At 66.7% G+C, this 12798-nt stretch carries 17 protein-coding genes and 1 other RNA gene; 13 read left to right on the forward strand and 5 right to left on the reverse strand.

The annotated features are described in order from the left end of the window. Positions 1-498: 498 nt before the first annotated feature. Together ABIA73_RS18825 and ABIA73_RS18830 are read right to left on the reverse strand one after the other, a co-directional pair. Positions 499-1821 (reverse strand): aminopeptidase P N-terminal domain-containing protein, encoded by a 1323-nt coding sequence (locus tag ABIA73_RS18825; RefSeq protein WP_248149062.1) that lies wholly within the window; start codon positions 1819-1821, stop codon positions 499-501. A gap of 5 nt (positions 1822-1826) precedes the next feature. Further along, a complete protein-coding gene (locus ABIA73_RS18830) occupies positions 1827-2375 on the reverse strand; it encodes a YecA/YgfB family protein (RefSeq protein ID WP_059064996.1) in 549 nt (182 codons plus the stop codon). A gap of 153 nt (positions 2376-2528) precedes the next feature. On the opposite strand from ABIA73_RS18830, the gene ABIA73_RS18835 reads away from it, so the two are divergent. From ABIA73_RS18835 to ABIA73_RS18870, 8 genes are all read left to right on the forward strand, one after another. After that, positions 2529-2750 carry a TIGR02449 family protein gene (locus tag ABIA73_RS18835; protein WP_025874200.1) on the forward strand — a complete coding sequence of 74 codons (222 nt, stop codon included), beginning with the start codon at positions 2529-2531 and terminating at the stop codon, positions 2748-2750. Continuing rightward, positions 2747-3043, forward strand: a complete 297-nt coding sequence (locus ABIA73_RS18840; RefSeq protein ID WP_025874199.1) for a cell division protein ZapA — start codon at positions 2747-2749, stop codon at positions 3041-3043. The genes ABIA73_RS18835 and ABIA73_RS18840 overlap by 4 nt, the downstream gene beginning before the upstream one ends. A 97-nt stretch (positions 3044-3140) precedes the next feature. Continuing rightward, a non-coding RNA gene (gene ssrS, locus ABIA73_RS18845) (6S RNA) lies at positions 3141-3326 on the forward strand. Positions 3327-3409: 83 nt separating this feature from the next. Then, the gene (locus ABIA73_RS18850; protein WP_032976727.1) at positions 3410-4003 is read left to right on the forward strand and encodes a 5-formyltetrahydrofolate cyclo-ligase; all 594 of its coding nucleotides are present in this window, start codon (positions 3410-3412) and stop codon (positions 4001-4003) included. Continuing rightward, positions 4000-4479, forward strand: coding sequence for an EVE domain-containing protein (locus tag ABIA73_RS18855; RefSeq protein WP_025874197.1), 480 nt, complete (start codon positions 4000-4002; stop codon positions 4477-4479). Before ABIA73_RS18850 ends, ABIA73_RS18855 begins: the two co-directional genes overlap by 4 nt. A gap of 24 nt (positions 4480-4503) precedes the next feature. Beyond that, on the forward strand, positions 4504-5151 hold the full coding sequence (rpiA, locus tag ABIA73_RS18860; protein ID WP_032976728.1) for a ribose-5-phosphate isomerase RpiA: 648 nt from the start codon (positions 4504-4506) through the stop codon (positions 5149-5151). A gap of 21 nt (positions 5152-5172) precedes the next feature. Beyond that, positions 5173-5619, forward strand: a complete 447-nt coding sequence (locus tag ABIA73_RS18865; RefSeq protein ID WP_025874195.1) for a DUF192 domain-containing protein — start codon at positions 5173-5175, stop codon at positions 5617-5619. A 317-nt stretch (positions 5620-5936) separates the two neighbouring features. Then, a complete protein-coding gene (locus ABIA73_RS18870) occupies positions 5937-6782 on the forward strand; it encodes a SirB1 family protein (protein ID WP_025874194.1) in 846 nt (281 codons plus the stop codon). A 90-nt stretch (positions 6783-6872) separates the two neighbouring features. Here the strand turns inward: ABIA73_RS18870 and ABIA73_RS18875 are convergent, their stop codons facing one another. Then, positions 6873-7097, reverse strand: coding sequence for a rubredoxin (locus tag ABIA73_RS18875; protein ID WP_025874193.1), 225 nt, complete (start codon positions 7095-7097; stop codon positions 6873-6875). A gap of 34 nt (positions 7098-7131) precedes the next feature. Between ABIA73_RS18875 and thiE the strand changes: the two genes are divergently transcribed. Genes thiE through ABIA73_RS18890 form a run of 3 tightly spaced genes read left to right on the forward strand, consistent with a single transcriptional unit; the run spans position 7132 to position 9300 of the window. Then, positions 7132-7767 carry a thiamine phosphate synthase gene (thiE, locus tag ABIA73_RS18880; protein WP_088101054.1) on the forward strand — a complete coding sequence of 212 codons (636 nt, stop codon included), beginning with the start codon at positions 7132-7134 and terminating at the stop codon, positions 7765-7767. Between the two features lie 15 nt (positions 7768-7782). Beyond that, the gene (gene hemL, locus ABIA73_RS18885) at positions 7783-9072 is read left to right on the forward strand and encodes a glutamate-1-semialdehyde 2,1-aminomutase (RefSeq protein WP_025874191.1); all 1290 of its coding nucleotides are present in this window, start codon (positions 7783-7785) and stop codon (positions 9070-9072) included. A gap of 54 nt (positions 9073-9126) precedes the next feature. Next, the gene (locus ABIA73_RS18890; protein ID WP_354276155.1) at positions 9127-9300 is read left to right on the forward strand and encodes a hypothetical protein; all 174 of its coding nucleotides are present in this window, start codon (positions 9127-9129) and stop codon (positions 9298-9300) included. A gap of 46 nt (positions 9301-9346) precedes the next feature. Here the strand turns inward: ABIA73_RS18890 and azu are convergent, their stop codons facing one another. After that, entirely contained in the window at positions 9347-9796 is a 450-nt protein-coding gene (azu, locus tag ABIA73_RS18895) for an azurin (protein WP_033831930.1), read from the reverse strand. Positions 9797-9918: 122 nt separating this feature from the next. Between azu and ABIA73_RS18900 the strand changes: the two genes are divergently transcribed. Beyond that, on the forward strand, positions 9919-10521 hold the full coding sequence (locus ABIA73_RS18900) for an HAD-IA family hydrolase (protein ID WP_354276156.1): 603 nt from the start codon (positions 9919-9921) through the stop codon (positions 10519-10521). A 72-nt stretch (positions 10522-10593) separates the two neighbouring features. Here the strand turns inward: ABIA73_RS18900 and ABIA73_RS18905 are convergent, their stop codons facing one another. Beyond that, a complete protein-coding gene (locus tag ABIA73_RS18905; protein WP_088101212.1) occupies positions 10594-11820 on the reverse strand; it encodes an acetylornithine transaminase in 1227 nt (408 codons plus the stop codon). Positions 11821-11883: 63 nt separating this feature from the next. Between ABIA73_RS18905 and ABIA73_RS18910 the strand changes: the two genes are divergently transcribed. Continuing rightward, positions 11884-12756 carry an ion transporter gene (locus tag ABIA73_RS18910; RefSeq protein ID WP_025874187.1) on the forward strand — a complete coding sequence of 291 codons (873 nt, stop codon included), beginning with the start codon at positions 11884-11886 and terminating at the stop codon, positions 12754-12756. The last annotated feature ends 42 nt before the right edge of the window (positions 12757-12798 follow it).

Here is a 12798-nt window from a genome sequence, read left to right on the forward strand (position 1 = left end):
GGATGCGGCGACCAAGCCTACAAGGACGTACTTGCGGCGGCCCCGCAAACCCACAGTACCCCGCCATCCCACGGAATGCCGCTGTTGCTGTTGCTGTCGCTGTTACTCTGGCTTGTAGCGGATGCAGGGCTGCAAGCCCTGCCAAAACCCCTCGTACCCCGCCTTTGACAGTTCCTTGCGCGCGTCCAACCACGGAAAGAAAAAAGAAAAGCAGAAGCGGGTCGCCTGCTGCGCTCGCTCCGTGTCGACCAAGGTCGACACCTACCAATAGTCCCGCGTGCCGACAACCGCCGTTACCAACAACCGCGGGAAACTGTCGAAGGCGGGGTACTGTGGGTTTGCGGGGTGTGAGCCGCATGGATGCGGCGACCAAGCCTACAAGGACGTACTTGCGGCGGCCCCGCAAACCCACAGTACCCCGCCATCCCACGGAATGCCGCTGTTGCTGTTGCTCTGGCTTGTAGCGGGTGCAGGGCTGCAAGCCCTGCAGAAACACCCTTACCCCGCCATCAACGCTTCGATCTCGTCGGCGCTACGCTCCAGCCCTTCGGTCAACACCCGATGCCCGTCATCGGTGATCAGCACGTCATCTTCGGTACGAATGCCGATGCCGCGCCAACGCGGTTCCACCGTCGTGTCGTCCACGCCGATGTACAGCCCCGGCTCGATGGTGAAGGCCATGCCCGGCTCCAGCAGACGCGAATCGCCGGCCAGGCGGTAGTCACCTACGTCGTGCACATCCAGCCCGATCCAGTGCCCGGTCTTGTGCCGGTAGAAGCGCTGGTACAAGCCTTCGGTGAGATTCTTTTCCAGCGTGCCCTTCAACAGGCCCAGCTGCAGCAACCCCTCGGTGAGGGTCTGCACCGCCGCCAGATGGCCCATTTCGTACGCCACACCCGGTTTGGCCTGAGCCAGCGCCGCCGCCTGCGCGGCACCCACCAGATCATGCAGCGCGCGCTGCTCGGCGCTGAAACGACCATTGACCGGGAACGTACGGGTGATGTCACTGGCGTAGCCGCGGTACTCGGCGCCGGCATCGATCAACACCAGTTCACCGTCGCGCGAGCGTGCGTTGTTGTCGCGGTAATGCAGGATGCAGGCGTTGCGGCCGGCACCGACGATGCTGCAGTACGCAGGCACCGCGTCGTTGGCACGGAACACCCGCTCCAGTTCGGCCTGCAGTTCGTACTCGTGGATGCCCGCCTTCGCATGCTGCATGGCCGCGCGATGCGCCAGCACACTGATGTCGGCCGCACGCTGCATCAACGCCACCTCGGCACCGGACTTGAACAACCGCTGCTCGTGCAGCAGATGGCCCAGTTCCAGGAATTCATGCGGCGGCTGCGCACCATGACGCACCTGCGAACGTACGCGGTTCACCCAGCCGATCAGCTTCAGGTCGAAATCCGCATCGCGGCCGAAGTGGTAGTACACCCGCGAACGCCCTTCCAGCAGGCCCGGCAGGATGTCGTCCAGGTCGGTGATCGGGTAGGCATCGTCCATCGCGAACTGCGCCACGGCGCCTTCTTGGCCGGCGCGACCGCCATCCCAGGCTTCGCGCTCGGGATCGCGCTCGCGGCAGAACAGGATCGCTTCGCCGTGGCGCCGGCCGGGAATCAGCACCAGTACCGCTTCCGGCTCCGGAAAGCCGCTCAGGTACTGGAAATCCGAATCCTGCCGGTACGGATAATGGGTATCAAGGCTGCGCACCTTCTCAGATGCCGCCGGCAGCACCAGGATCGCGTCTTCGCCCGCCATGTCCATCAACTGCCGGCGACGACGCTTGTACTCGCCGGCAGCGATGCCGGTGCGCTGCTTGATATCCATCAGTTCAGGCGCTGCCGATGGCGCGCGGCCAGCACCACGTCACCGTGCAGCAGCAGCACCGCCACGCGGATGAACTCCTCGATCTCCGACAGGGCTTCGTCGTCGTCATCACCGCCCGCTTCAAAATCCTCGCTCGAGGCACGGGCCAGGCTGGCCAGGTCGTTCAGCGCCTCCTCGCCTTCTTCGGACAAGGCCGGCCGGTGGCCGCCACTGCCCAGGCCGAAGCCGCCCAGGAAGGAACGGGTCCAGCTGAACATGGCGTCCGCCTGCGCGGCCACGTCGCTGCTGTCGGTCAACAGCAGCTCGAAGGCGAAGTCCCGGTCTTCCAGCTGCTTGATGGTGGCCTCCAGCAACTGCGCCAGCGCACTGTCGGCAGCCACCTGCGGCAGATTGTCGTCGGCCAGCACGCGCGCCGGCCAATCGTTGCCAGGAGCACCACCAGCGGCCAGCCAGCCGCACAGCCCGCCATGCAGCTCGGCAGCAGTGGCGCCCAGGCCCAGTTCCTGGCTGGCGCGGGTAACGTCGTCGACGGAGGGAAGTTCGGTCATCGTGCGGCTCGTTCGGAAGGGAAACTGCGGAGCGCGCACGCGCGCGCCCGTGAGCCCGGTAGTGTAGCAATGTGTCCGCCTGCTCTCCGTAGCCGCCGGGCCCTGCTGCGACAGTGCTTGACCGCCCTGACCCGGCTTGCCTATCGTGCGGGCATGGAACCCGCCGATCCCCTTGCCCAGCTGCAGGCCTTCGCCGCCCGTGTGGAGGCGTTGCTCGACCGCAACCAGCGGCTGGCCGAGGAGAACCGCAGCCTGCGCCACCAGCAGGAACAGCTGGTGGCCGAGCGCTCGACGCTGCTGGCCAAGAACGAGCAGGCGCGTTCGCGGGTGGAAGCGATGATCACCCGGCTCAAATCCCTGGAGCAGCACACATGAGTGCCGAACCGGTCAGCGTCCGTATCCTAGACCGCGAATACACGGTCGGCGTTGGTGGCGATGAACGCGACAGCCTGATGGCGGCCGCCCGCCTGCTGGATGCGCGCATGCGCGAGATCCGCGGCAGCAACCGGATGGCCGCAGTGGACCGCATCGCGGTGCTGGCGGCACTCAACCTGGCACACGAACTGCAGCTGCTGCGCGATGAGAACGCCCGCCAGGCGGTCGCCCTGCAACAGACCCTGGCCGACCTGAACCGGCGCCTGGACCGGGCGATCGACAGCAGCACCTGAGATAGGCGCGGAATGCGCCTTCTCTTTTCTGAATTGGCACGCACTGTTGCCGACGAACGGCCTATCCAGATCACGCGCGGTAGTTATAATGGCCACGCGTTCTCTGCGGTACTCGACGGCATGTGCAAACATTCGCCTTGTCCCTTAAGAACGACACCGGGAGCGCGACAGCGCCGGGAGTGCAGGTCCGCCTTGCAGCGGGAAGCCCGATGGTTCTCCAGCGTTCCCACTTGAGCCCCCGGGTTCAAGGTCGTTTCGCATGCATCGACATTGCGGAGAATGCAATATTCCAGCAAGGGCGGCGTCTTCGGGCGTCGCCCTTGTTCTTTCCGGCACAATGACGGCTGATCCTTGCCGCACGCTGCCATGACCGACCCGCGACAGGCCCTGCGCCACGACCTGCGGCAACGCCGCCGCGACCTTTCCGCCCCCGCCCGTATCGCCGCTGCCGAATCGCTGGCCGATGCGCTGCTGGCGCTGCCGTTCGCCCCGCGCGAAGGCGCCGTGGCCGGCTACTGGGCGCTGGATGGCGAAATCGCCCTGCATCGCTGGCAACTGCAGCTGCCCGATCGCTTGACCTACTGCCTGCCGGTGCTGCACGGCGACGTGCTGCGCTTCGCGCCCTGGCGCCCCGGCCAACCGTTGACCAGCAACCGCTACGGCATTCCCGAACCGGACATCGCCCTCGAAGACACGCTGGAACCGGCGCAGATGGCCCTGGTGGTGACGCCGCTGGTGGGCTTCGACGCACGGTGCCGGCGGCTGGGCATGGGAGGTGGCTGGTATGATCGCAGCTTCGCCTTCCGCCATGATCGGCCGGCGCCACCCTGGCTGGTCGGCGCGGCATTCTCGGTGCAGCAGGTCGAGTCCTTGCCGGTGGCGTCCTGGGACGTGCCGGTGGATGCGATCTGCACTGAAGCCGGCACCCTGCTCCCTTCCGCTGCCCCCGTGAACGCATGACCGCCCGCAAGCGCTACTGGCTGATGAAGTCCGAACCGGACGCCTTTTCCATCGACGACCTGGCCAAGGTCAAGGTTGAACCCTGGAACGGCGTGCGCAACTACCAGGCGCGCAATTTCATGCGCGATGGCATGCAGGTCGGTGACGGCATCCTGTTCTACCACTCCAATACCAAGGTGCCCGGCATCGTCGGCCTGGCCACGGTGGCCAGCGCGGCATACCCGGACGACACCCAGTTCGATCCGAAATCCGACTACCACGATCCCAAGAGCACACGCGAGAACCCGCGCTGGATGCTGGTGGACGTGGCCTTCGACCGCAAGCTGAAGCAGGTGATCGCGCTGGACGAGATCAAGCTGCATGCCGAGGAACTCGGCGAAGGCTTCCCGCTGGTTGCCAAGGGCAACCGCCTGTCGGTGTTCCCGGTGACCGCTGCGCAGTGGAAGCTGCTGCTGTCGCTGGAAAAGAAATCCTGATTCCCTGCCTGAGAGCTCTCCGCAATGTCTGAAGCCAAGCGCCTGGCCGCCGAAAAGGCCATCGAGTACGTCGAAGACGGCATGATCGTCGGTGTCGGCACCGGTTCCACCGTCGCCTATTTCATTGATGCGCTGGCCCGCATCCAGCATCGCATCAAGGGTGCGGTGTCCAGTTCCGAACAGAGCACCGCGCGCCTGAAGCAGCATGGCATCGAGGTGATCGAGCTGAACCACACCGGCACCCTGTCGCTGTACGTGGATGGCGCCGACGAGTGCGATCCCGGCAAGTGCCTGATCAAGGGCGGCGGCGCTGCGCTGACCCGCGAGAAGATCATCGCCGAGGCCAGCGAGCGCTTCGTCTGCATCGTGGACCCGAGCAAGCAGGTACCGGTGCTGGGCAGGTTCCCGCTGCCGGTGGAAGTGATCCCGATGGCCCGCAGCCTGGTTGCCCGCCAGATCCGCGACATGACCGGCGGCCAGCCGACCTGGCGCGAGGGCGTGGTGACCGACAACGGCAACCAGATCCTGGACATCCACAACCTGCAGATCACCGATCCGGAAAAGCTCGAGCGTGAGCTCAACCAGCTGCCGGGCGTGGTCTGCGTCGGCCTGTTCGCACGGCGCCGTGCCGATGTGGTGATCGTCGGCGGCGAGCCGCCGATCGTGCTCTGACCCTTTCGAAGGACCCTGACGATGTCGTTGCTGCGCTCACTGCTGATGCTCCCGCTGCTGGCCCTGACCGGCTGCGCCACCGATGCTGCCCGCCACTGGGTGGAACTTGATGGTGCGCGCTATGACGTTGAACTGGCCACCAACGATGAAACCCGTGCGCGCGGGTTGATGTTCCGCGACCAGATGGCCGAGGACCACGGCATGCTGTTCGTGCATGACCGCGAGGAAATGCAGGCGTACTGGATGAAGAACACCAAGATCGCGCTGGACATCCTGTACTTCGACAGCGAGCGGCGGCTGGTGAGCCAGCAGCGCGACGTGCCGCCGTGCTCGGCCGGTGACATGTGCCCGCCCTACCCCAGCGGTGGCCCGGCACGCTTCGTGCTGGAACTCAATGCCGGCCAGGCGGAGAAGCTCAAGCTGAAGGATGGCACCGAGCTGATCTTCGGCCCGGGCATCGAGAAGTAGGGGGCGGCCGGGCTGCGCCCGGCACCCGCCGAATCAACATCAAAAGCAAGAGCTGGGTTATCGAGGCATGGTGGGGCGGTGTGGGCTTGCAGGACACGCCGTAAACCCATCCCTGGGGGCTCGTAGGCGCCATCCATGGCGCCTGCGGGCCTGCAAGCCCACACCGCCCACCTCTGACAGCTTCCTGCCGCTGTTGGTGGGTGTCGACCTTGGTCGACACGGTAGATCCACGCCATGCGTGGATGGGGACACGTGGGGGATGATGAATTCACGCCACGCTGCTTGAAACCGCCTGCGATTGCCGCCAGTCTGTGGACATGCAGGACCGGATCACACTCCCCGACTGGGATGCACTGGCCGACTTCGACGACGAGGCGCTGCCACTGCTGCCGACCGCGCTGCTGATCGCGCGCGATGAATATCCCGATCTGCAGCCGTCGACCTACGATGCGCTGGTGCAGAGCCACGTCGAGCACCTGCGCGCCGAGGTGGACAGCATCGAGCACAGCCCGCTGAAGATGGCGGCCATCAACCGGCATCTGTTCGATGAGCTGGGCTACAGCGGCGACCACCAGGAGTACTACGACCCGCGCAACAGCTACCTCAACCAGGTCTTCGAGCGCCGTCTGGGCAATCCGATCTCGCTGGCACTGGTGCAGATGGAGGTGGCGCGACGGCTGGGCATTCCGTTGGACGGCGTGTCATTCCCCGGTCATTTCCTGGTGCGCCTGCCGGTTGACGATGGCGTGCTGGTGATGGACCCGTTCAATGGGGGCCGGCCGCTGGACGTGGACGAACTGCGCGAACGCGCCAAATCACACCTGGGCGGGCAGATGCCCGACGACCAGGTGCTGGCGCAGATCCTCGATCCTGCACCGAGCCGCGCGATCCTGATCCGCATGCTGCGCAACCTGCATGGGGTCTATGCCGAGGCCAGCGAGTGGGATCGTGCCGCGCGCAGTGCCGACCGCCTGCTCAAGCTTGCCCCCGAACAGGACGATGCCCTGCGCGATCGCGGCCTGGCCTACCTGCAGCTGGACTACCTGGCCGGCGCGCGCAACGACCTGGGCCTGTACCTCAAGCGCAACCCCGAGGCCAGCGACGCGCAATGGCTGCGCGAGAAGCTGATCGACCTGGGCGGCCCGGTACCGCGGCTGCATTGAGGTTGTCCGGTGTGCGGACCAACGGTCCGCCCCCACCGCCAACGATCCGCCCCACCGGTAGCGCCGGGCCATGCCCGGCGGCGATTGCGATCAATCGATCTCGACCATCTCGAAATCGTCCTTGGTCACGCCACAATCCGGGCAGGTCCAGGTCTCGGGAATGTCTTCCCAGCGCGTACCCGGGGCGATGCCCTCTTCCGGCAGCCCATCCGCTTCGCGGTACAGGAATCCGCAGACCACGCACATCCAGGTACGCAGGGTGGTGGGGGTGGCTTCGCTCATCGGATAATCAGGGCTGGATTCACGGGCCGCCATTGTCCCATCGCGGTCCACTCACCGGTAGCCATCGATGACTTCTGCTTCCCCGGCGCCCCGCGGCGTCTACCTGATCACCCCCGATGAACCCGATACCGCCCGCCTGCTGGCGCGCACCGCGCCGCTGCTCGCCGCCGGCGCCACCTGGCTGCAGTACCGCAACAAGACCGCCAGCGATGCCCTGCGGCGGGAACAGGCCACGGCGCTGCAGGCCTTGTGCGCCGCCCACGGCGTGCCGCTGATCGTCAACGACGACCCCGAGCTTGCCCAGGCCATCGGCGCGGCGGGCGTGCACCTGGGCGGCACCGACGGTGACATCGGCGCCGCGCGCAGCCTGCTCGGCCCGGACGCCATCATCGGCGCCTCCTGCTACGACCAGCTGGCCAACGCCGAGCGTGCCGTGGCGGCCGGCGCCAGCTACGTGGCCTTCGGCGCGTTCTTCCCCACCACCACCAAGGTCACCAGCAGCCGCGCCCACCCCGACCTGCTGCGGCAAAGCGCCGCACTGGGCGTGCCGCGGGTGGCGATTGGTGGCCTGAGCCCGGACAATGTCGGTCCCATCATCGATGCCGGCGCCGACCTGCTGGCCGTGGTCAGCGGCATCTACGCCGCGCAGGACCCGGTCGCGACCCAGCGCGCCTACCTCGCCCGATTCGATACGCAGCAGTAACCCCCAGGAAACCCCATGAACCACGACCAGTCCCACGCCCTGTTCTCCCGCGCCCAGGAATTGCTGCCTGGCGGCGTCAACTCACCGGTGCGCGCGTTCAAGTCGGTCGGCGGCGAACCCTTCTTCGTCGAGCGCGCTGACGGCGCCTACCTGTACGACGTCGACGGCAACCGCTACATCGACTACGTGGGATCGTGGGGCCCGATGATCGTCGGCCACAACCACACCGCCGTACGCCAGGCGGTGAAGAAGGCGATCGACAACGGCCTGTCCTTCGGTGCGCCGTGCGCAGCGGAAGTGACCATGGCCGAGACCATCACCCGGCTGGTGCCGTCGTGCGAGATGGTGCGCATGGTCAACTCCGGTACCGAAGCCACCCTGTCGGCGATCCGCCTGGCGCGCGGTGCCACCGGCCGCAGCTGCATCGTCAAGTTCGAAGGCTGCTACCACGGCCACGGCGACTCGTTCCTGGTCAAGGCCGGCAGCGGCATGCTGACCCTGGGCGTGCCGACCTCGCCCGGCGTGCCGGCCGGCCTGAGCGAACTGACCCTGACCCTGCCCTACAACGACTTCGAGGCGGCCACCGCCCTGTTCGACGCACGCGGCAGCGAGATCGCCGGCCTGATCATCGAGCCGGTGGTGGGCAACGCCAACTGCATTCCGCCCCGCGAAGGCTACCTGCAGCACCTGCGCGCGCTGTGCACGCAGCATGGCGCGCTGCTGATCTTCGACGAAGTGATGACCGGTTTCCGCGTTGCCCTTGGCGGTGCGCAGGCGCACTACGGTATCAGCCCGGACCTGACCACCTTCGGCAAGATCATCGGTGGCGGCATGCCGGTGGGCGCCTACGGCGGCCGCCGCGAGCTGATGCAGCAGATCGCGCCCGCTGGCCCGATCTACCAGGCCGGCACGCTCAGCGGCAACCCGGTGGCGATGGCCGCCGGCCTGGCCATGCTGGAGCTGATCCAGCAGCCGGGTTTCCACGACGATCTGAGCGCGCGCGCCGCACGCCTGTGCGCGGGGCTGGAAGCCGCCGCCGCCGATGCAGGCGTAGCGGTGACCACCACCCAGGTGGGCGCGATGTTCGGGCTGTTCTTCACCGCTGAGAAGGTGGAGACCTACGCCCAGGCCACGGCCTGCGACATCCCGGCGTTCAACCGCTTCTTCCACGCGATGCTGGACCAGGGTGTGTTCCTGGCACCGTCGGCGTACGAGGCCGGCTTCCTGTCCAGCGCACACGACGATGACGTGATCGAGGCCACGCTGGCAGCGGCACGCGTGGCGTTCAAGGCGGCCAAGGGCTGAACCCCGGCCTGGTAGGTGCCGACCGTGGTCGGCACTGCCTGCCCTCATCCACGCATGGCGTGGATCTACTGGATCGACGTGCTTCATCCACGCATGGCGTGGATCTACTGGATCGATGTGCTTCATCCACGCATGGCGTGGATCTACTGGATCGACGTGCCTCATCCACGCATGGCGTGGATCTACTGGATCGATGTGCTTCATCCACGCATGGCGTGGATCTACTGAGCTGCGTCTCTGGAGTAGAGCCACGCCATGCGTGGCTGCTGCGCACTCAACCGAAGACGAACTTGCCCTTCATCATCGCGAAGTGGCCGGGGAACGAGCAGAAGAAGGTGTAATCGCCGCCCTTCTGCATGCCCTTCGTGGAAAAACGCACGCGGGCGGTCTCGCCACCACCGATCACCTTGGTGTGGGCCAGCACGCGCTTGTCGGCCTTCGGCAGGTAGCTGTCGGCCAGGGTCATGCGCATGCCTGCCATCGCCACCGGCTGGTAGTCGGCGGTGCGGGTCAGCACCCAGTTGTGGCCCATCGCGGTGGCGGCCAGCCTGCCGGTGTGGCGCAGGGTCAGGTCGATTTCGCTGCAATCGGCGGCCACCTTGATCTCCCGGCTGCTGAAGCTCATCTGGTCGGTGCTGTCGATGCTCACCGCACATACGCGCGCCATCGCCGATGGCGCCAGCATCAGCGCACCCAGCCCCACCGCTACCATCCAAGCCTTCATCGTCGCGTCTCCTGCAGGTTCGGTGGTCATTCTAGGCAGACACCTGGCCACCCGGCTGCGACCGTGTGTCGCAGTGGTGGTCCAGGGTTTGCGCGGGGATACGGCAATGGCATGCTCGACCGATGCGGATCGATCTTCTCCTGCTCGATGTTGATGGCGTGCTGCTGCACTACCAGCGCGCACAGCGCGTGCTGCATCTGGCGCAGGCGCTGGGCGTGCCGACCGCGCACGTGCAGGCCGCGCTGTACGACAGCGGGCTCGAAGCCGCACACGACAGCGGTACGCTGGATGGCGCGCGCTATCTGGCCCAGCTGGGCGAACGGCTCGGCACAACGGTAACGCTGCACACCTGGATCGCCGCCCGGCACGCGGCCAGCCACCCGCAGCACGCCGTGCTGCAACGGCTGAACGCCCTGCGGGTGCCGATGGCGGTGCTGACCAACAATGGTGCCTTGATGACGCAGGCGCTGCCGACGCTGCTGCCGGAGCTGTTTCCCAAGCTGCGCGGCCGGGTGTTCTGCAGCGCGGACTTCGGCCTGCGCAAGCCTGCACCGGAGGTATTCCTGCGCACGCTCGCAGCCCTCGAGGTGGCACCGGCGCACACGCTGTTCGTCGATGACCTGTTCGTCAACGTGCGCGGTGCACGCGCAGCGGGCCTGCACGCGGAAACCGTGCAGGACGGACGCGGACTGGGGAAGGTGCTGAAGCGCTACGGGGTGCGGTAGCGCCGGGCCATGCCCGACGAGCGCAGCGGAAAAGCAACGCCGGGCATGGCCCGGCGCTACCTTGGTCAATGATCAGCGCGCGGCGACGAACGCGGCAATCGCCGCGCGCAGGCGCTTCAGGCCTTCCGCCACTTCTTCGTCAGTGATGTTCAGCGACGGCACGAAGCGCAGCACGTCCGGGCCAGCCTGCAGGGTCAACAGGCCCTGCTCCGCAGCGTGGTCGAGGATGGCACCGGCCTGGCCAGCGAACTCCTTGCTCAGCACCGCACCCAGCATCAGGCCGCGACCGCGCACCTCGCTGAACACCTTGAACTCATCGTTGATGCGGGCAAAGCCATCGCGCAGCGCCTTCGACTGGCGGCTGACATTGGCCGCGATCTCGGCCGAGGCCAGCTTGCGCAGCGCCACGCGGGCGACGGCCGCGGCCAGCGGATTGCCGCCGAAGGTGGTGCCGTGGGCACCGAACTGCATGGTCTCGGCCACCTTCGGGCCGGCCAGCATCGCGCCGATCGGGAAACCACCGCCCAGTGCCTTGGCCAGGGTCACCATGTCCGGCACCACGTCATCCTGCCAATGCGCGAACAAGGTACCGGTACGGCCCATGCCAGCCTGGATCTCGTCCAGCACCAGCAGTGCGTTGTGCTGGTCGCACAGCTCGCGCACGCGCTTGAGGAAACCGGACTTGGCCGGCATCACCCCGCCCTCGCCCTGGATCGGCTCCAGCATCACCGCCGCCACGTCGCCAGCGGCCATCGCCGTTTCCAGCTGCACTTCATCGTTGAAGTCGATGTAGCGGAAGCCCCCCGGCAGCGGCTCGTAGCCTTCCTGGTACTTCGGCTGGGCGGTAGCGGTCACCGCGCCCATGGTGCGGCCGTGGAAGCTGCCGCGGAAGGTGATGATGACGCGCTTGTCGGCCGGGCGGCCCTGGCTGGAGGCCCACTTGCGGACCATCTTGATCGCCACTTCGTTGGCTTCGGCGCCGGAGTTGCACAGGAACACGCGCTCGGCGAAGCGGCTGGCCTTCACCAGTTCCTCGGCCAGGTGCAGCGGCGGCGCGCTGTAGAACACGTTGCTGGTGTGCCACAGCTTGCCGGCCTGTTCGACCAGCGCGGCGACCAGGTCCGGGTCGTTGTGGCCCAGGCCGCACACGGCGATGCCCGCGGCCAGATCGATGAACTCACGGCCCTGGCTGTCCCACACGCGGGCGCCCTGGCCTCGCTCCAGCACCACCTGGCGGGGCTTGTACACCGGCAGGTAGTAGTGCGACAGGGAGATCAGCGGATCGGTAGCGGCGGTCATGGCGGTCAGCAGGGTTCAGGAATGCCCATTCTCGCGCTGGAACCCGTGCGGCACAATGCACGCATGCGACCGTTTTCCGCCCCCCAGCTGAACCCCGCCACCGAGACCGGCTGGCGCCGCCGGTGGTTCGACATCATCTACCGCCACGACAGCCGGCCCTCGCGCAATTTCGACCTGCTGCTGGTCTACGCGATCATCGCCAGCGTGCTGGTGGTGATGTTCGACAGCGTGCAGCGCTTCCACATCGCCCATGCCGACTGGCTGTACGTGCTGGAATGGGGCTTCACCATCCTGTTCACCGCCGAATACGTGCTGCGGCTGGTGGTGGTCAAGCGCCCGCTGCGCTACGCGGTGAGCATCTGGGGCATCATCGACCTGGCCTCGATCCTGCCGACCTACCTGTCGCTGTTCATTCCCGGTGCGCAGAGCCTGCTGGTGGTGCGCGCACTGCGCATCCTGCGCGTGTTCCGCATCCTCAAGCTGACCCGCTACATCGAAGAAAGCGGCGTGCTGATGCAGTCGCTGTGGCGCAGTCGGCGCAAGATCCTGCTGTTCCTGTTCACGGTGGTCACCATCACGATCATCGCCGGCACGCTGATGTACGTGATCGAGGGACCGAACCATGGCTTCACCAGCATTCCCAGCAGCATGTACTGGGCGGTGGTGACGATGGCCACGGTCGGCTTCGGCGACATCGTGCCGCAGACCGTGCTCGGCCGCTTCGTCACCTCGGTGCTGATCCTGATCGGTTACAGCATCATCGCCGTGCCCACCGGCATCTACACCGCCGAACTGGCCAGCACCATGCGCGATGCCGAGCTGGCCGCGCGCCGCGATGCACGTGGCTGCCCGCACTGCGGGCTGGAAGGCCATGAGCCGGATGCACGGCACTGCCGCAAGTGTGGCGGACCGCTGCCGGATACGTTCAGCCACTGACGATGAGCCCAGCCGACGGCTGGCCCCACCGAAGCCAGCGGA

The sequence above is a fragment of the Stenotrophomonas sp. 2694 genome (assembly GCF_040548715.1).
Classification (GTDB): Bacteria; Pseudomonadota; Gammaproteobacteria; order Xanthomonadales; family Xanthomonadaceae; genus Stenotrophomonas; species Stenotrophomonas indicatrix.